18 protein-coding genes are annotated in these 18,153 nt (G+C 64.9%); 14 read left to right on the top strand and 4 right to left on the bottom strand.

Going from position 1 to position 18,153, the window contains the following annotated elements; all coding sequences use genetic code 11:
• The first annotated feature begins 32 nt into the window (after positions 1-32).
• The 6 genes from uvrB (at position 33) to AV059_RS06285 (ending at position 6,803) form a co-directional block, all read left to right on the top strand.
• On the top strand, positions 33-2,093 hold the full coding sequence (gene uvrB / locus AV059_RS06310; protein WP_058993157.1) for an excinuclease ABC subunit UvrB: 2,061 nt from the start codon (positions 33-35) through the stop codon (positions 2,091-2,093).
• 158 nt (positions 2,094-2,251) lie between these two features.
• Entirely contained in the window at positions 2,252-2,857 is a 606-nt protein-coding gene (gene cbiT, locus AV059_RS06305) for a precorrin-6Y C5,15-methyltransferase (decarboxylating) subunit CbiT (protein ID WP_058993154.1), read from the top strand.
• Entirely contained in the window at positions 2,854-3,651 is a 798-nt protein-coding gene (locus AV059_RS06300) for a cobalt-factor II C(20)-methyltransferase (RefSeq protein ID WP_058993153.1), read from the top strand. Before cbiT ends, AV059_RS06300 begins: the two co-directional genes overlap by 4 nt.
• Positions 3,644-4,531, top strand: a complete 888-nt coding sequence (locus tag AV059_RS06295) for a cobalt-precorrin-4/precorrin-4 C(11)-methyltransferase (RefSeq protein ID WP_058993150.1) — start codon at positions 3,644-3,646, stop codon at positions 4,529-4,531. Before AV059_RS06300 ends, AV059_RS06295 begins: the two co-directional genes overlap by 8 nt.
• 377 nt (positions 4,532-4,908) lie before the next feature.
• Complete coding sequence (cbiG, locus tag AV059_RS06290) at positions 4,909-5,880, top strand: cobalt-precorrin 5A hydrolase (RefSeq protein WP_058993147.1); 972 nt, start codon at positions 4,909-4,911, stop codon at positions 5,878-5,880.
• Positions 5,881-6,038: 158 nt separating this feature from the next.
• Complete coding sequence (locus tag AV059_RS06285) at positions 6,039-6,803, top strand: SDR family oxidoreductase (RefSeq protein WP_058993146.1); 765 nt, start codon at positions 6,039-6,041, stop codon at positions 6,801-6,803.
• 217 nt (positions 6,804-7,020) lie between these two features.
• Here AV059_RS06285 and AV059_RS06280 read toward each other — a convergent pair whose 3' ends face one another.
• Positions 7,021-7,953: a phosphotransferase family protein gene (locus AV059_RS06280; protein ID WP_058993144.1), complete on the bottom strand. Its 933-nt coding sequence runs from the start codon at positions 7,951-7,953 to the stop codon at positions 7,021-7,023.
• A 341-nt stretch (positions 7,954-8,294) separates the two neighbouring features.
• On the opposite strand from AV059_RS06280, the gene AV059_RS06275 reads away from it, so the two are divergent.
• The 8 genes from AV059_RS06275 to AV059_RS06240 all read left to right on the top strand — a co-directional run bounded on the left by AV059_RS06275 (position 8,295) and on the right by AV059_RS06240 (position 14,976).
• Positions 8,295-9,221 (top strand): precorrin-3B C(17)-methyltransferase, encoded by a 927-nt coding sequence (locus AV059_RS06275; RefSeq protein WP_058993142.1) that lies wholly within the window; start codon positions 8,295-8,297, stop codon positions 9,219-9,221.
• A gap of 2 nt (positions 9,222-9,223) precedes the next feature.
• A complete protein-coding gene (cobJ, locus tag AV059_RS06270; protein WP_058993140.1) occupies positions 9,224-10,336 on the top strand; it encodes a precorrin-3B C(17)-methyltransferase in 1,113 nt (370 codons plus the stop codon).
• Positions 10,336-10,611 (top strand): ferredoxin, encoded by a 276-nt coding sequence (locus AV059_RS06265; RefSeq protein WP_058993138.1) that lies wholly within the window; start codon positions 10,336-10,338, stop codon positions 10,609-10,611. Before cobJ ends, AV059_RS06265 begins: the two co-directional genes overlap by 1 nt.
• Entirely contained in the window at positions 10,608-11,267 is a 660-nt protein-coding gene (locus AV059_RS06260; RefSeq protein ID WP_058993136.1) for a hypothetical protein, read from the top strand. The genes AV059_RS06265 and AV059_RS06260 overlap by 4 nt, the downstream gene beginning before the upstream one ends.
• Positions 11,264-12,487 carry a CbiX/SirB N-terminal domain-containing protein gene (locus tag AV059_RS06255; protein WP_058993134.1) on the top strand — a complete coding sequence of 408 codons (1,224 nt, stop codon included), beginning with the start codon at positions 11,264-11,266 and terminating at the stop codon, positions 12,485-12,487. Before AV059_RS06260 ends, AV059_RS06255 begins: the two co-directional genes overlap by 4 nt.
• Positions 12,488-12,513: 26 nt before the next feature.
• Positions 12,514-12,885: a DUF3209 family protein gene (locus AV059_RS06250; RefSeq protein WP_058993132.1), complete on the top strand. Its 372-nt coding sequence runs from the start codon at positions 12,514-12,516 to the stop codon at positions 12,883-12,885.
• Complete coding sequence (locus AV059_RS06245) at positions 12,878-14,143, top strand: PQQ-binding-like beta-propeller repeat protein (RefSeq protein ID WP_058993131.1); 1,266 nt, start codon at positions 12,878-12,880, stop codon at positions 14,141-14,143. Before AV059_RS06250 ends, AV059_RS06245 begins: the two co-directional genes overlap by 8 nt.
• 134 nt (positions 14,144-14,277) lie before the next feature.
• Positions 14,278-14,976 carry an Rnase Y domain-containing protein gene (locus tag AV059_RS06240; RefSeq protein WP_058993128.1) on the top strand — a complete coding sequence of 233 codons (699 nt, stop codon included), beginning with the start codon at positions 14,278-14,280 and terminating at the stop codon, positions 14,974-14,976.
• A gap of 12 nt (positions 14,977-14,988) precedes the next feature.
• Here AV059_RS06240 and AV059_RS06235 read toward each other — a convergent pair whose 3' ends face one another.
• From AV059_RS06235 to AV059_RS06225, 3 genes are all read right to left on the bottom strand, one after another.
• Positions 14,989-15,699 carry a CbtA family protein gene (locus AV059_RS06235; protein WP_058993126.1) on the bottom strand — a complete coding sequence of 237 codons (711 nt, stop codon included), beginning with the start codon at positions 15,697-15,699 and terminating at the stop codon, positions 14,989-14,991.
• The gene (locus tag AV059_RS06230; RefSeq protein WP_058993123.1) at positions 15,699-15,905 is read right to left on the bottom strand and encodes a CbtB domain-containing protein; all 207 of its coding nucleotides are present in this window, start codon (positions 15,903-15,905) and stop codon (positions 15,699-15,701) included. The genes AV059_RS06235 and AV059_RS06230 overlap by 1 nt, the downstream gene beginning before the upstream one ends.
• Positions 15,906-15,974: 69 nt before the next feature.
• The gene (locus tag AV059_RS06225) at positions 15,975-18,122 is read right to left on the bottom strand and encodes a VWA domain-containing protein (RefSeq protein WP_058993121.1); all 2,148 of its coding nucleotides are present in this window, start codon (positions 18,120-18,122) and stop codon (positions 15,975-15,977) included.
• Positions 18,123-18,153: the final 31 nt, after the last annotated feature.

The following is an 18,153-nucleotide window of genomic DNA, read 5'->3' as shown; positions in this document are numbered from 1 at the left end:
GGCTCAAGTCCGTCCAGCCCGATGTATGGGTAATGAGCGACACCGGCGGCCCTCTCTCTATTGACCGACCAGATGTCGACCGCGAGTTCCGTGTCGACGCCCCGTTCGACCCCGCGGGCGACCAGCCTGAGGCCATCGAACAACTGGCGTCGGGCTATCGCCAAGGGATGGACCGACAGACGCTGCTCGGTGTGACCGGTTCCGGGAAGACCAACACCGTCTCGTGGGTCGTCGAGGAGATCCAGCAGCCGACCCTCGTTATCGCCCACAACAAGACCCTCGCAGCACAACTGTACGAGGAGTTCCGCGAGCTGTTCCCGGAGAACGCTGTGGAGTACTTCGTCTCCTACTACGACTACTACCAGCCCGAGGCCTATGTTGAGCAGACGGACACGTTCATCGATAAGGACGCCTCGATCAACGACGAGATCGACCGGCTGCGCCACTCCGCGACGCGTTCGCTACTCACCCGCGACGATGTCATCGTCGTCGCGTCGGTGTCGGCCATCTACGGACTCGGTGACCCGCGAAACTACATCGATATGTCCCTCTCGCTTGAGGTGGGCCAGGAGATCGAGCGCGACGAACTGCTCGGTCGGCTGGTCGACCTGAACTACGAGCGCAACGACGTGGACTTCACGCAGGGCACCTTCCGCGTGCGCGGGGACACGCTCGAAATCTATCCGATGTACGCCCGCTACGCCCTGCGCGTGGAGTTCTGGGGCGACGAGATCGACCGGATGCTGAAAGTCGACCCGCTGGAGGGCGAGGTCAAAAGCGAAGAGCCGGCCGCCCTGCTCCACCCGGCGGAGCACTACTCGATTCCGGAACAGCGGCTCCAGCGAGCTATCGACGAAATTGAGAAACTGCTGGACCAGCGCATCAGCTACTTCGAGCGCCAGGGTAACCACGTCGCCGCACAGCGAATCGAGGAGCGAACCACGTTCGACATCGAGATGATGCAGGAGACGGGCTACTGCTCGGGCATCGAGAACTACTCCGTCCACCTCTCTGACCGCGAGACGGGCGAGGCCCCCTACACCCTGCTGGATTACTTCCCCGATGACTTCCTCACCGTCGTCGACGAGTCCCACCAGACGCTCCCCCAGATCCGTGGCCAGTTCGAGGGTGACAAGAGCCGCAAGGAGAGCCTCGTGGAGAACGGCTTCCGCCTGCCGACGGCCTTCGACAACCGCCCGCTCACATTCGAGGAGTTCGAGGAAAAGACTGACCAGACGCTGTACGTGAGCGCCACGCCGGGCGACTACGAGCGCGACCACAGTGACCAGGTCGTCGAGCAGATTGTCCGTCCGACACACCTCGTCGACCCGGCCGTCGAAATCGCCTCGGCGACGGGACAGGTCGAGGACCTGCTCGGACGCATCGACGACCGCGTTGAGCGCGACGAGCGGGTGCTGGTGACCACACTCACGAAACGCATGGCCGAGGACCTCACGGAGTATCTCGAAGAGTCCGGCGTGAACGTCGCCTACATGCACGACGAGACGGATACGCTGGAACGACACGAACTCATCCGCTCGCTCAGACTGGGCGACATCGACGTGCTGGTCGGCATCAATCTGCTCCGGGAAGGACTGGATATCCCAGAGGTGTCGCTCGTCGCGATTTTGGACGCTGATCAGGAGGGGTTCCTGCGCTCGGAAACAACGCTCGTCCAGACGATGGGGCGGGCCGCCCGGAACGTCAACGGCGAAGTGGTGCTGTACGCCGACGAGCGGAGCAACGCCATGCAGTCGGCCATTCAGGAGACCCAGCGCCGCCGGCGCATCCAGCAGCAGTACAACGAGGAACACGGCTTCGAACCGACCACCATTGAGAAGGAAGTCGGCGAGACGAACCTGCCCGGTAGCAAAACCGATACCGGCGGTATTTCCAGTGACGGAGCGAGCGACGCCGACGAAGCCGCTCGCCAGATCGAACAACTGGAAGAGCGGATGCAGGAAGCCGCGGACAATCTGGAGTTCGAACTGGCGGCGGACATCAGGGACCGTATCCGTGAACTACGTGAGGAGTTCGACCTCGACGGCGACGACGACAGCGACGGCGTTCCGGCACCTGGGCCGGAGTTCTGAGCCCGAGTCTGTTTTCGATCCCGCTGTCTTTCCTGCTCGTTTTGCTATCCGACCAGCCCATCGATTCGTTGCTCCACCCGTCTCAGACGCCGTTGTAATCTCGACTTGGATTAATACAACCAAAATTGTTTTACGCGCTACTGTAGTTGTATAGCGTGATGACACGCGTCTCGCTCCCACACGACGCGAAGGCCGGTCCCACCAAGCCGGAGGTCCGGGCCGTCCTCGCCAGCAAACTCGCTCTCACCGGGTCCGACCACTTCGCGGAGGTCGGTTCCTGTACCGGTGCCGTCACCATCACGGCGGCGCGCCGGGCCGGGCGGGTCACTGCGCTCGAACGCAAGGGGAACCGACTCGATGTGACTCGCAAGAACCTCGCCGCCAACGATGTCGACGCTGACGTCGAGCTGCGCGAGGCCGAGGCCCCGGAGGGCTTGCCGGACGACGCCGACGCCCTGTTCCTCGGCGGATCACGCAACTACGAGGCCGTTCTCGACCACGCGGTCGAGACCGGTATCGACCGAATCGTGATGAACGTCTCGCGGCTCGAAGTCGCCGGCGCGGCGACGGAGGCCTTCCGCGAGCGCGACATTCTGGAAGAGGTCGTCCAGTTCCAGGTGAGCCACGGCTACGAACTCGCTGGCGCGACGAGCTTCAACTCTGAGAACCCCGTCTATATGCTCGTCGGCAGCGCCAGCGAAGACGTTGCCGCCGACGGCGGGTCGCCGGCCGAGACTGAGTCGATGAACGGAGGGGACCGATGACACTCTACGGCATCGGCCTCGGTCCCGGCCAGCCCGATCTGGTGACCGTCCGCGGGAAGCGCGCCCTCGAGTCCGCCGACGTGGTGTACTCGCCGGGGCGGCTCTCGCGGTCGGTCGCAACCGAGCACGTCCCCGAGGAGCGCATCGGCGACCTCGACTTCCCGATGACACGCGATGAGGAGAAACTCCGGGCGGCCTGGAAGGAGGCCGCCGCCGAAATCGCGCCGACCGCCCGCGACGGCGACGCCGCCTTCGTCACGCTGGGAGACCCGAACGTCTACTCGACCTTCGGCCATCTCCGGCGAACGCTCGCAGCGTTCCACCCCGAAGTCGACCTCGAAGTGGTGCCTGGCGTCAGCGCTATGTCGGCGTTTGCGACCGCGCTTGGCGTCGAAATCACCGCCGGGTCGAGCCTGGCGCTGCGGGAGGCCGACCGCGGCGCGTCGCCGACCGGCCCCGACCGGATGATTCTGTTCAAGGTGACCGACGCGCCGGCTACCCACGAGGGACTGGTCGAGGCCGGCTACGACGTGGTGTACGGCCGTCGGCTGTTCATGGAACAGGGCGAGACTGTCGTGACCGACGACCCGACCGATATCGACGAGCGAGACTACTACACGCTGGCCTACGCCGAGAAGCCCGAGACGCACGTTGAGCAGGCGACCGACGCCTTCCTCGAAGCGGCCGACGAGAGCGGTGTCGTGACCGACGGCGGCGAGCAGTCTATCGGTGAACTGGCGAGACAGGAGCGCTCCGAAGCCGCCCTCTGCGGCGACGAGGTGCAGCATGACTGACGAAACTGCCGAGACTGACGAGACGGACCCACAGACGGCCATCGACTCTGTCGCCGGGAACCGAGACGACCGCGTGTACGAGTACAGTGCCGGCGACGAGCAGGAGGGCATTCCATTCGTCGGAGCCGGCCCGGGTAATCCCCGGCTGCTGACCGTCGCTGGCCGCGAACTGCTTGCCGATGCCGACCTCGTGGTCCACGCCGGCTCGCTCGTCAACAGCGAACTGCTTGAGGAGTACTGCGAAGACGCCGAAACGGTGTCCTCCATCGGCAAGGACCTCGAAGAGCTGATTCCGCTGATGCGGGACGCCTACGAGGCCGGCAACACCGTTGTCCGCCTTCATAGCGGCGACCCCGCCATCTACGGCGCGGCTCTGGAGCAGATGGACGCGCTCGAACACGAGGGCGTCCCGACCTACATCGTCCCCGGTGTCACCTCCGCTTTCGCCGCCAGCGCGACGATGCGAACGCAGCTGACGCTGAACGAGGTCGCCAACCACGTTGCCTTCACGCGTCCGCAGGGCAAGACGCTGGACGAGGACGAGGACCACATCTCCGAGTTCGTCGGTATGGGCGACGTGACGACCTGCATCTATCTGGGGACCCACGCCGTCAGCGAGACGATGGACCGGCTGCTCGAAGACGGCCACGACCCCGAAACCCCAGTGGCGGCTATCTACCACGCGTCCTGGCCCGACGAGGATGTCATCGAGGGAACGATTGCGACCATCGGCGAGAAGCTGGAAGACGCGGGCTATCGCGCCTCCGCGATGGTCGTCATCGGTGATGCTGTCGGCGGCGAGGACTACGAGCGGTCGTTCCTCTACGGCGACTGGGCGAATCGGGGAAGTTCCGATGGGACGCAGGAAGCCGACGACTAGGATGAATCGCCTATTTCGCCGAGTACAACTCGAAAGCCCCCGGACGCTCCGGTCGAGGACCTCGCTGCGCGCGCTCGCTTCGCTCGCGTGCTTGCGTCGGTTGTCGTCCCGGAGCGCCCGGCCCCTTTCAGTCCACCCGACAGCACCGCACGCCACCACGAGCCACAGACCTCCCCAACCGACTGCGCTGCTCGCTCGTTTCACTCGCTGTGCTGCTCATCCCTCGCACAGATTTAGCGCGCCATCCGAGCGCGCCAGCGCGCGCCGACAACAGGTGAGCGTCGCCTCGCAGCCGAGCACCGATCCACAGACACCACCTACGCGGCTGTCCGGCCGGCGGTCGCGCCTGCGGCAGTTTCACCGGCCGGAACTAAATCATGAGTACTGACACCGACAACGACTCCGGTTCGAACAGTTGCAAAGCACCCGATTCAGACGGCGAAGTAGCCGAAGACATCGCCATCGTGGCCTTCGAGCGGAAGATGGACACGGCAGAGGATATCGTCGACGGTATCGGCGACCGTTACGAATCCATCGACATCCTCGAATACCACGGCGACGTGTTCGAGGAGTACTGGGGCGAGTACGACTGCTTTATCGGCTTGATGGCGAGTGGCATCGCGATGCGCAAGACTGCCCACCTGCTCGATGACAAGTGGGACGACCCCGCCATCTGTGTCGTCGACGAGGAACTCACGTGGGCTATCCCAATCACCGGCGGCCACCACGGCGCGAATCAGGTTGCCGACGACCTGGCGAGCATGGGCGCGGTGCCGGCGATGACGACCGCAAGCGAGGCCGCAGACAAGCAGGGCGTCGAGAAGCAGGCCAAGGCGCTGGACGCTCACGTGGTCAACGGCGACTCGACCGTGGCGACGAACCTCGCCGTGCTGGACGATGAACTCGGTCCCATCGAGCGCCTCGACGGGCCGAAGGCCGTGCTGGTCGACGACGACGTAACGGTGCTCAAACGTAACAAGGACAACGGCGTCGTGCTCGGTTGTGGCAGCGTCGCCGGCGCGGATGTCGAGCAGTTCCACGCGGCCTGGGAACAGGCGCTGGACGAGGCCGACCTCGACCGCGACGACGTGGAGTTCATCGCGACGGGGACCCGGAAAGCCGACGAGGAAGGCATGCTCGCCGCCGCTGAAGAGTGGGGACTGGGCGTTATCGCCTTCGAGAAGGAGACCTTAGAAGAGTTCGAGGGGCCGACCCCATCGCGGTCGAAGGAACTCATCGGCTGGCCGGGTATCGCCGAGGCGTCGGCCATCGCCGCCGGCAGCGAGCATGACCTGCTGGCCGAAAAGACCCGCTACGACGAGGCTGTGACCGTCGCTATCGGGCGCTAACCTCGCTTTTCCTCCAGCACTGTGTTTTCAGCTCCCGGTTTTCCTCACCGAACAGCTACTGAATCATTTCTGACGGCGACTCTGCGACTGTCCCGAGTTCCTGCCACCGTACAACTCTAAACTTATTTATTATGTGCGCCTGTGATGACAAATGGCGCATGACAACACTACTCGAAGACAAGGTGGCGGTCGTTACGGGCGGCGCAAGCGGGTTCGGCCGGGCCATCTGCCGACGGTACGCGGAGCACGGCGCAGACGTTATCGTTGCGGACCGACAGGAAGACCCCCGCGAGGGCGGTGAACCGACCCACGAACTGGTCGAAGCTGAGACCGACCGGACGGCGCATTTCGTCGAATGTGACGTAACCAACCCCGACGATCTGGAGGTGGCCGTTGCCGCGGCCGAGGAACTGGGCGGTATCGATATCATGGTCAACAATGCTGGCATCTCCGAGATAGCGGACTTCTACGAGACCACAGAGGAGGACTACGACCGACTGATGGACGTGAACACGAAGGGCGTGTTCTTCGGCGCGCAGGTCGCGACTGAGGCGATGCGGGAGAACGGCGGCGGCACCGTCATCAATATGTCCAGCTCCGGCGGCATCCGCGGCACCGGCTTGCTGGTCAACTACTGCACCTCGAAGGGCGCAGTCAGACTGTTCACCTACGCGCTCGCGGACCGTCTGAGCAACTACGACATCCGGGTCAACGCCATTCATCCGGGCTACAGCAAGACCCAGATGTTCGAGGACGAGCGCATCGACGACACGACGAAGATGATGCTGAAAGAACTCATCCCCTCGGGCCGCTTCGGCGAACCCGAGGAGATAGCCGACGTGGCGACGTTCCTCGCCAGCGATATGGCCTCCTACGTCAACGGCGAGAGCGTTGTGGTCGACGGCGGGCTGACGAACACCTGACCAGCGGAGCAGGTACAGACGACTTCAGCTACGTGATTACGCGGCCGAGTAGGCTAACTACCGTGTATAAAGAGAAACTATTAGCTCATATGATCTCTCTGCGCGTCCTTTGTCTAACTCGCTGAGCTGACGGTCTGGAGCCTTCGTTTCCCAGGCCACCCAGAAGCTTGCGGAACGGTGGGGTTCGGGTCAGAGACGGCGAAGCCATCGAAAATACCTATTCGACTATTCTTTCCACCTCGCTAAGCGTCTCTACCGCGTGCTCTCGTATCCGTTCGCCCACCTGTTCGTGCTTTTCTGGTTCGACTCGTTGCTGGAGATAGAGTGATTCTAAGAACGCAATATCGTTCATGAGTTGGTAAAGCGGCCGTCGCTCTTCGAAATCACCGGGAAGTGGCTTGACAGATTCGTATCCAGCTTGGAATGCCCGTGGTACGGCTTCACCGACATCATCATTGGCTTCGAAATACGGCATCACGGTCCGCCAGTAGTCGTATTCCGCTGGAGCAACGAGTGCGTGTTCGAAATCAATTGCGGTAATGCCCCCGCGACTGGTCTGAACGTGGTGTTCGGGGTGCACATCACCGTGGCAGAGAACCGGCTCACCAACCCCATCGAACACGGCTGGATTGTCCTGAAAGAAGGCCTTGACTGTGTCTATGATACCGGTGTACCCATACCCTGCGAGAAGCGACCGGTGGTATCCCACACGCTCGATTACGCCGTCGACCCAGCGCTTGTGGCTCGTGAGTTCGAGGGTCCCGTCTTGACTTCGGGGCTTTCCGAACCCGTCGAATGCTCCTCTGGTATCAGCATGGAGCGTGCCCAGCCAGACGCCTGCAGCGCGAGCCCACGTTCTATCGACCTGTGGTGACGCCTCCGCAATCTCGCCGTCCCATGTCGTAATATAGTGGTCGGTCCCAACAGCGAGTACGTTGGGCACTCTGGCCGTGGTTTCTGTAGCGACATACTCGTGAACTCGCCCTTCGTCGGCTGCATGCCCCCGCCGGTGGTCATCAATTTTCAAGACGGCGCGTTGGCTACCGAACTGAATTTCGTACACCCGGTAGGGAGGGACGTTGTGTAGTTCGCCGATAATTCGACTCTCAACGCTATGCTCTTCTACTGCTTGTTTGACAACTTCTCTCATAGTCGAAAGCCGCTGGCGGGCGGCGACCGGCCAGAAGCACAGTGCTGTAGCTCCGGCCAGAAAAGTACATTCAAGGCGTAGTATAGGTTACATTAAAAACATTTGAACCTTGATAGGGGCGTCCAGTAAGCCCGTACCAGTTTGGGTCCCTTTGACAATTTCGTTGGAACAGGACTGGTAGCAGCTCGGTCCGAACGTTGGAGCGGACGCAGTTCCCTGCTGCTACCATTCTGCGCCTTCGCTTGGACTAGTACAAGCACAATTGTTTTATGCGAAAGCGGCGTTGTACTCACCATGCGCCACAGTATCGAGATTCGACCGGCGGCTCTCGGAGACCCAGGATGAGCAGCGACGGACGCCAGTCGACAACGGCCGCGGCCGAGGCGACGCGTCCAGCCGACTACGGGACGCTGTACGTGGTCGGCATCGGGCCGGGCCTGCCTCACGACATGACCCAGCGGGCGAAAGACGTCATCCAGACCGCTGACTGCATCATCGCCTCGAACCTCTATCAGGAGTTCCTCCGGAAGGACGGCACGCTCCCGCCCCAGTCGGCTGAACTCGACGGCGAAACCGATGACGGCGAAATCGCCGGTGAAGAGGGAGCCGTGCTGGAGCGACCCGACGGCAGTCGGCAGACGCTCATCCGGTCGTCGATGGGCAAACAGGTCGAACTCGCCCGCGAGGCGTTCGAGCGGGTCCGCGCCGGCGAGGACATCGCCCACGTCTCCGGCGGCGATCCGAACGTCTACGGGAAGTCCGACCTGCTGTTTACGATGGCCGACGCCGACGACGCCGACGACGTACCCATCGAGATTGTCCCCGGCGTGACCGCGGCGCTGTCGGGTGCGGCGAACCTCGGCGCGCCGCTGTCGAACGATTTCTGTACGATTTCGCTGTCGGACAAGTGGCGCGGTTGGGACGAAATCGAAGAGAAACTCCGGGCGGCCGCAATCAGCGGCTTCGTCGTCGTCCTCTACAACTGCTGGCGCGACTACGAGCGAGCCGTCGATGTCCTGCGGGAGGAACGGGCAGACGACGTGCCCGCCGCTATCGTCAACGACTCCGGCCGAGGCGAGGCCGGCCGGAACCTCGACGACGAGACGGAGACCATCACCACGCTCGGCGAACTGTCCGAGCACGACGACAAGGTCGGCGGCATGGGTTCGTCCATCGTCGTCGGCACCCACGAGACCGAAGTCTGGCGCAACGACTACCAGGAGTTCCTCGTCACCCCGCGCGGCGGGCGTAACGTCGACGATTTCTGACAATGAGCACTGACAACACCACCGACGCAAGTACCGAGACAGAATCGAAGTGTGGCGCAAGCGAGGCTGGCGAGGCGCGCAGCGCCTCGAAGAACGCGAGCGGCACGGCCGCGAGCGAAGCGGAAGCAGAGACCGATGCCGCCTCCAAGTGCGGCGCGAGTTCGGCGAGTTCGTCGACGGAGACAACGCCGGACACAGGCGACGACAGCGCCTCGAAGTGTGGCGCGTCATCGTCGTCCGAATCGTCGTCCTCGTCCAGCAGTAGTTCCTGCGGGGCGTCCTCGTCCAGTGAGTCGGACGAAGCGGAGGAAGTCGGTTCGACCGTTGACGACTTCGACGCCGAGCCGGGCCAGCTCATCGCCGTCGGCCTCGGTCCTGGGCAGCCGGAGGGGATGACTGCCCGCGCCCGCTCCGCGCTACTGGACGCCGAACACATCGTCGGCTATACGACCTACGTCGAACTGTTGCCCGACGAGATAACCGACGGAGCCGACGACATCTACAACACGCCGATGTGCGGTGAAGTGTCCCGAACTGAGGAGGCAATCGACCGCGCGCTGGCGGGCAACGACGTGGCCATCATCGGCAGCGGCGACCCGAACGTGTACGCACTGGCCGGTCTCGCACTGGAGATCATCGAATCTAAGGGCGCGACGGCGACGATGCTCGATTTCGACGTGGTTCCGGGCGTCCCGGCCGCCCAGTCCTGTGCGGCCCGCGTCGGCGCGCCGCTGGTCAACGACACCGTCTCTGTCTCGCTGTCGGACCACCTCACCGACATGCCGACCATCGAGTCGCGACTCCATGCCGTCGCCAAGGAGGGCTTTACCATCACCATCTACAACCCGTGGAGCCGGAAACGGCGGGACAACTACGAGAAGTGCTGTGAAATCCTGCTGGAACACCGCGACCCCGAGACCCCTGTCGGCGTCGTCCACGCCGCCGGCCGCGAGGACGAGCAGGTCGAAATCGTCGAACTCGGCGAACTGCCCGAACTCGGCGAAACCGACCTCGTCGACATGACTACCACCCTCCTCGTGGGCAACGAGGACACCTACGTCTGGGACGACCGGATGGTGACCCCGCGGGGCTACGAGACTAAGTACGACTACTAATGTACCGAATCACTATCGACCGCGACGCCTGCGACGGGGTCTTCGCCTGCCTCGTCCGCGATGACCGCTTCGTTGAGGACAGCGAGGGTCTGGCGGCCATCGAGACAGACGACCAGACGGCAATTGAAGCCACCTTCGACGACGACCGGCGGGACGACGCCGAGCAGGCCGCCGCGGCCTGTCCGCTGGACGCGATTCACGTGGAATCTGTCGAGGAGGACGCAGGGGCTGTCGATACACCTGCGGCCACCGACCACGAGGAGGTCCAGCCATGAGCGTCGAAACCGGTGCACCGAACGATATGCTCGCAGCGCACCCCGAAACGGCGTACTTCTGGGGCCGGGTTGCCGGCGACGGCGAGTGCGAAGACGGCTGTATCACTGTCCGGACGAACGACGAGACGGCCGCTCGGCGGCTCGCCTCCATCGCTGGTGCGGAGCGGGCCGACCGCCGCATTGTCGAGCGGGTGTATGCCCACGACACCTCGATTACCCGTCAGGAGGAGGAGTTCACGGTGCAGGTCGTCGGCAGCCTCGCTGACCGTGCCAGCGCCGCGCTTGGGCTCCCGTTCGACGGCGAGTCGGGCGGCTACCGCTTCGACGCGCTGGCTGACTACGACCGCCAGCTCCTCCGCGGCCTGCTCGAAGGCTGTGGAACGGTGTGTTTCAAGTCCGACGACGAGGCGGTCGGTATCTCCTTTGTCCACGAAGACGAACGACTCCTCCGGACGATTCAGACGCTGCTCGACCGCTGTCCGGTGGATGCGCCGTATGACGATCTCTCGGAGACGTCGTCGGGCTACTGGTTCGGCGTGGCCGACGACGCGGCACCTGTCCTCGGTGACTGGCTGTACGAGGGCAGCGAGGAGACGGGGCTGTTTGCACCGAGTCGGCGGCGCAAGCTCCGGAAAAGCATCGAACGAGTCCGATGAGCGAAGCTATCTCCGCACCCGAGACGCTGGACGACGAAGCGGTGCTGCTGGTCGGCCACGGCTCCCGGCGCGAGAAGTCGAACGAACAGGTCCGCGACCTTGCGGTCGAACTGGAGGGTCGCCTCGGAATCCCGGTCGACGCGGCCTTTCTCGAACTGGCCGAGCCGGCCATCGACGAGGCCATCGCGGGGCTAGCCAGAGCCGTCTCGCAGGTGTCGGTGGTCCACCTCTCGCTGTTTGCCGCCAGTCACGTCAAAAACGACGTGCCGCTGGCCGTTGAGCAGGCCCGCGAGGCCCACCCTGAACTGACTATCAACAACGGCGCACATCTCGGTGTCCACCCGGCCCTGCTGGACCTGTTGGACGACCGCGCGGCGGCTGTCGAGGCCGAACTGGGCGTCGACCGCGAGGAAGACGACGTGGCCGCCGTTGTCTGCGCCCGCGGCTCCAGCGACCCAGACGCCAACGCCGACGTACACAAGCTCGCCCGGCTGCTGTACGAGGGCCGTTCATTCTCGCGGGTCGAGGCGTCGTTCATCGGCGTTACCGAACCGCTGCTGGATGACACCCTGCACGACATCGCCAAGAGCCGGCCCGATGCCGTCGTCGTCATCCCGTACATGCTCGGCGACGGCGTGCTGACCGGCCGCATCAAGGACGGCGCACGCGAGTTCGACGAGGAGTACCCCTATGTCGACGCCGCGCCGGGCGAACCGCTCGGGACCGACACGCGCCTGCTGGACGTGCTGGGCGACCGCTGGCAGGAAGCGAGAACGGGGAGCGTCGAGATGTCCTGTGACACCTGCAAGTACAAGGTCGAACTCGACGGCTACGAGGAGGATCAGGGCGGCGCTCGCGCGATGCTCCGGGCGCTGACCCATCAGGCCGAACACGCCGACCGTGAGAACGTCGACGACGACCCGCACGTCCACGACGCCCCCGAGAAACACGTTGCCGTCTGCACGAACCAGACCTGCGCACAGGACGGCGCACCAGCAGTTCTCGAACGGCTCCGCCAGGCCGCCCGCGACAGTGACCAGTGCGACGCCCGCATCACACGGTCGTCGTGTCTCGGCCGCTGTGGCGAGGGGCCGATGGTCGCTGTCTACCCCGACGGCGTCTGGTACGGTGGTGTCGAAGACGAGGACGCCGCCGAGATTGTCTCCTCACACTTGGACCGCGACCGCATCGTGAGCGAACTCGTCGACCAGACGCTTTGAAAACACACACCCGATTCACTACACACATGAGCTGCTACGAAATCGAGGCCCTCCGACTGGGCCTCATGAACGTTCTCGGTACCGAAGACGACCACGCGCGCCAGCACGCGGAACAGGAGCTGGAGGGACACATGACCGGCCCGATAGAGGCCCTCGCCGGCGCGGGGACGCTCGCCGCCATCGAGCGCCACCTCGACGCCGCGCTCGTGGACCTCGAAGAGGAGATCGCCGCAACCCCCGAAGACGACCCCGAATACGACTACCTCCGGGGGCGGCTGGTCGCCGTCCGCGACGCTGAGCGGGCGGTGTCGCGCATCACCATGCAGGGCGAGGATGTCCTCGCTGGGCTCGGTGAGGCCCACGACGTGCTTCACGAGGCTTTCCCGGTCGATGAGTAGCCAGCGCGCCCCGACCGCCGACCTCGGGGATGTAGCGCCGGCCCGCTCGCGCCATCAGGGCCGCCGCTCGGCGGTCACGCTGACCAACGGGCTCGCGGTCGCCGGCACTGCTGACGGGGACCTCCAGGCGTTCGACGTGTCGGCTGACTCCGGTCCGCTACACCGGCGCTGGCAGTACGACACGGATGGCGAACCGAGCGTCGTCGCGGCGGAGCCCTTCGACGGTGGCGTCGTCACTGGCGAACGCAGCGTCCGCGGCGAGATCCGCTGTCACGATGCCAGCGGCGACCTGCGATGGCGGTACGAAACCCGGACAGATCTGGGCGACCCACAGCAGGAGACGCGCTTCCTGCTACCCTTCGTCGCCAGCCTTGCGACCGTTGGTGACCGCTGCTACGCCGCTGCCCGGCGATACGAACGCCGGACTGACGACGATGGGAACGATCTCCGCCACTTCGAGAGTGTCGTCTATGCCTTTTCGCCTGACGGCACCGTCGACTGGACCTACCGGACCGACGGTTCACCCATCTCACTCGATGCTGACGAGAACCGCGTCGCCGTCGCCTACAACCGGTGTCCTGGCGACCACCAGCACGGCCTCGTCGTCCTCGACCCCGACGACGGCGACCCGCGCTGGATGTGGGACCCCGGGACCGACGGCCAGCGCCGCGTCGGCGACGTTGCGCTGCTGGCCAACGGCGCTGTTGTCTCCAGCCACGGAGACTACTGCGGCTACCGCCTCGACAGTGGCGGCCGGGAGCGCTGGCGCGTCTCGCTGACGACGCCGACCGACGTGGCTGGTGACACCGTCTACGCGTACCCGAACCACGTCCACGCGACGGACGACGGCGCGGTGTTCATCACCGGCAACACGTATCCAGAGGAGGGCCGGGAGACGGACGCGCGACACCCGGACGAACACACCGCCGTTGGTGTCTCTCTCGATGGTGACCGCCGCTGGGACGCGCCCGTGGGCGGTTTCGCTAGTGGACTGGGCACCGACGGCTCGCTGCTGGCCGTCCCCGGCGCGCAGAACTTCCGGGACCGCGACGCTGACGACCACGCGCTTCGACTGTTCGATGTCGTTGACGGCCCCGTTGACACGTTGGACACGGATGGCGTCGTGACGGCGGCCGCAGTCTCTAACGGGACCGCTGTTGCTGTCGAGGAACCGGTCGTCTACCACGATGAGGGTCATGAGCGTGGTGCGTACCGGTTGCATCGAATCGAGACACCCGTCGCTGACGCGTCGACGTAGCGACCTGGACTGTAACGGCACTCCAGACGACTCTTTGTTCAGACGTGCTGTCCCCAGTTTGGCTCCGATTACTGTGTTATGTGGTGTCAAACTAACCGTTCGATAGTCGTAGCGTCTCGGTATGGGTGCCCAGTATGGCAGATAACACAGACCCGGATCACGAGGAGGCACAGCCGGCAGCGGACTACGAAGCCGACGACAACAGCACCGACGACAACAGCACCGACGACGACCGCCCAACCGAGCGCGAACGAGAGTTCGCGCAGATGCAGCGACGGCTCAACGAGCGGGAGATGGGCCTTGACCAGCGGAGCGCGGAACTCGACCGGCGCGAAGAGAAGATTGATGCTCGCGAGGAGGAGCTGGACCGACGAGAGGCGGAACTGGACGAGCGGGAGTACCGGCTTGATGAACGCGAAGCCACGCTCGACGACCGCGAAACCGACCTCAACGAGCGCGAGGCTGAACTGACGGAGTACGACGCACAGCTATCCGAGCGCGCCGCGGAACTCGACGAGCACGAGGAGACACTGAACACCTACCTTTCGGGACAGATGGCGGATGTGGAGGCGTCGATTACAGAGACGATGCACGACGCACTGAACCGGTACGAGGCGGACCGGTCGGGCGGTCGGTTCGGCCCGACCGGCACGATGCTTGTCGGGCTGACCGGTGTCGCGCTCGTCGTCGCCGGCATCGGGTTCGGCGCGCTGGCATCGGCCGGCACGGCCCCGTTCAGCGTCGGCGGGACGACAGCGAACCTCGTTCTCGCCGCTGTTGTCGGTATCGTCGGTCTGGCGCTGAATCTCGGGACGGTTGCCGGAAAAATCTGAATCGCGTCGTCGTCAGTCTGCTGTCGCGGGATAGTCCAACTCGTCCGCAGCGGTGGTGTCGTTCTCGCCGAGCCACGTGTGCACACCAGCGATGGTGGCCCACAGCACTAGCTGGCCGAACACGACCGTCCAGCGGTAGGCCGCGACGAGCGCGGCAGGCACGTCACCGTGGACTGGGTTTGCCGGTGCGAGCACGACCGGAACCGCGAGCAGTGCGAGCGGCAGCGCCATGGCTCCGAGTCGAACGGCGGTGTGGTGGCGTGCCGTCCGCTGATACGCAAGCCCGGCGAGCACTGCGACCAGCGCCCCCAGTGCCATCAGGCCGGCGTACCAGGCGAGGCGCGTCTCTGTCCCGAGCGCCTGTTCGACGCCCGGCGGCTGTGGCGGCAAGACGAGCCACGGTGCGCCGGAGACAGTGAGAAAGCCGGCTCCCGCAAGCGCCAGTCGCTTCGTCGCGCCCGAACCGGGGATTGCAGGTTCGAGGAAGAAATACGCCATCCCGAACGCTGCGACGCCGAACAGCAGGCCCCAGAGGACGCCGCCGCCGATGCTTACGACGGTCGTCGTGAGTTCGGAGACGACGGGGCCACCCCCGCCGTGGCTGTGTTCGAACGTCTCCAGTCCAGCGGTGAAGGCGTTCCCGACCGTCGCGACGAACAGGCCGTAGACCAGCCCGCCGGCCACGCCGGCCATCGCGCCGCGTTCGAGGTAGTCAGTTGCCATCAGTGGCAGGTGATGCCGGCGCTGTGTCGGAAGTTGTGCAGTGAGTCGTGCAACATTGGGTCTTGCACGAACAGCAGCGTGAAGCCGAGCGCCGCCACCAGCGCGACGGCGATAGCGATCTGTGGGCCGGTCAGCGACGCTTTGGCGCGTTCGATACGGTCGTACACGCTATCCGTAGCGTGTTTGGTATCAGTGTCATCCTGCATTGAAATCTCGTTTGCATTAGGAACAAGTAAGATTGTAAAACTTCCGCCTGATACAGCGCCGATCAAGAGCTATTGGTCGCCGGCGACGGCATTGACGCGCTCGGCGGTCAGCGCGTCCAGTGAGACTACTGACGCGTCCGTTTCCTCTGCAACGAGGTCGAGCAACCCAGCGCGCCCCGCTTCGCCGGCATTCACGACAACGGTCCGGTTGGCTGCTTCACCAAGCGCCCGCGCCGCGGTTCTGGTCGCTGCGACCGGACTCCCGTCGGCGGTGTTCGCCCGCCCGTCGGTTACGACAATGACGACGCCGGCGTCCGGGTCCGCCCGGTCGAGTACCTCGCGAGCGGCTGTCAGTCCGTCCGGCAGCGGCGTCCGGTCGCCCGTGGGGAGGTCTTTGAGGTGGCGCGCCGCCAGTGAGACGCTGTCAGTCGGCGGGAGTACCACGTCCGCGCCCTCGCCAGCGAAGGTGACGAACGCGACCTGGTCACGGGCCTGATAGGCGTCTTTCAGCAGTTCCAAGACAGTCCCTTTCGCGGCTTTCATCGCCGGGCGCATTGACGCGCTCGCGTCGACGGCGAACACCACCAGCGTTTCGGCGTCGCCTGCGCGAACGGACTTCCGAAGGTCCCGTGACTCGACACGGCCGCTCCCGCGACTGGCCGCCGCCCGGACCGACGCCGCGGCGTCGACCTCGTCGTCGCGGCCGGCACGCTCGGTACGGACCGTTGCGCCGCGTTTCGTTCCCGTCGCGCTCGCACGGCCGCTTGCGCTCCCGCCGTCTGTGTCGACCGACGGGGCGTCCACGTCGGGTGCGCCGCTGTCGCCGACTGCGGCGCGGGACTGGCCCGGCAGCAGCGGGGTGGCGTTTTCGGGGTCGGACTCCCCCTCCTCGCCCTCGTCTCCAGCTTCCCCTTCGCCGTCGCCGGCCTCTGCTTCCTGCCGTTCACCGTCGCTGTCGGCCGACGCGGGCGTCGGCTGCTCGCCGCGCTCGCCCGACTCCTCGTCGCCGTCATCGTTGGACTGTTCTCCGTTGTCTGGCTGCTGTTCCTGCTGTTCGCTCCTATCCTCATTGCCTGCAGGGTCGCTCCCGCCATTTTCCGGTTCGCCGTCGGCCGCTTCTTCCTCGTCGCCGTTTGCGTCACCTTCTTCATCATCGCTTTCTCCGCTATCGGCGGACTCTTGCTCGGAGTCGCCCTCCTCGTCCTCGAAATGGTCGTCGAGCACGTCGTCTACGTCCGGCGCGTCCTCGAACGGTCGAGAGGTGAGCCGGTGGGGCAGGGCGAACTCGGCGGCACGCTCGATATCTGATTCGAGAACTGTCGTCCGCCCGTCCAGCGCGGCAAACGTCCGGGCCGCTCGCGCCGTGGCGATGTCACCGCGATGGCCGTCGAGGCCGGCGTCCCGGCAGAGTTCGGCGATCTGTTCGCGGAACTCGCGGGCGAGGTCGACCCCCGGGAGCAGGTCGCGGGCGGTCCGCAGGCGCTCGCCCGGACTGCGGTCCGGTTCGGTCTGTCTCTCTTCGTCATCGCCTTCCCCGAGTGCTTGGTCAATGATGGCGACACGGTCGTCAAGGTCCTCGCAGGCAGACACTTCGGTCTGGAGGGCAAAGCGGTCCCGCAACTGTGGGCGCAGGTCGCCCTCCTCGGGGTTCATGGTCCCGACAAGTGTGAACTCGGCGGGGTGGGTGACAGTGACGCCGTCGCGCTCGACCCGGTTCTGGCCGCTCGCGGCGGCGTCGAGGAGTACGTCGACGAGGTGGTCGTCCAGCAGATTCACCTCGTCGACATAGAGGATGCCGCGGTTCGCGCGGGCAAGCAGGCCGGGGTCGAACTCGTGGTCGCCGTCGAGCGCGTCGGCTACCGACAGCGTGCCGACGACGCGGTCCCGGGTCGCACCGAGGGGGAGCGTCACGAGCGGAACCGAGCGGGTTTCGACTGTCGGGTCCGAACGCGTCCGGCAGTTCTCGCATTGCTCGTCGGGACGGTCGGGCGGACACCCGTAGGGACAGTCCGCGATTGCCCGCTGTTCGGGCAGTAGGTCGGCGAGCGCGCGCACTGCCGTCGACTTCGCTGTCCCCTTCTCACCACGCACCAGCAACCCGTCGAGGTCGTCGTCCGTCGCGACGGCCAGCAACCCGTCTTTGAGGTCCCGCTGGCCCACTACGGCCGCGAAGGGGACCTCCTGCGAAGCTTTTTTGCCGTCGCCGAGTACAACCATACTTGTATTAGTGCAAACGGAGATTTAATAA

It is taken from the genome of Haloarcula sp. CBA1127 (assembly GCF_001485575.1).
GTDB lineage: Archaea > Halobacteriota > Halobacteria > Halobacteriales > Haloarculaceae > Haloarcula.
This window is presented reverse-complemented; position numbering and strand designations above follow the sequence as displayed.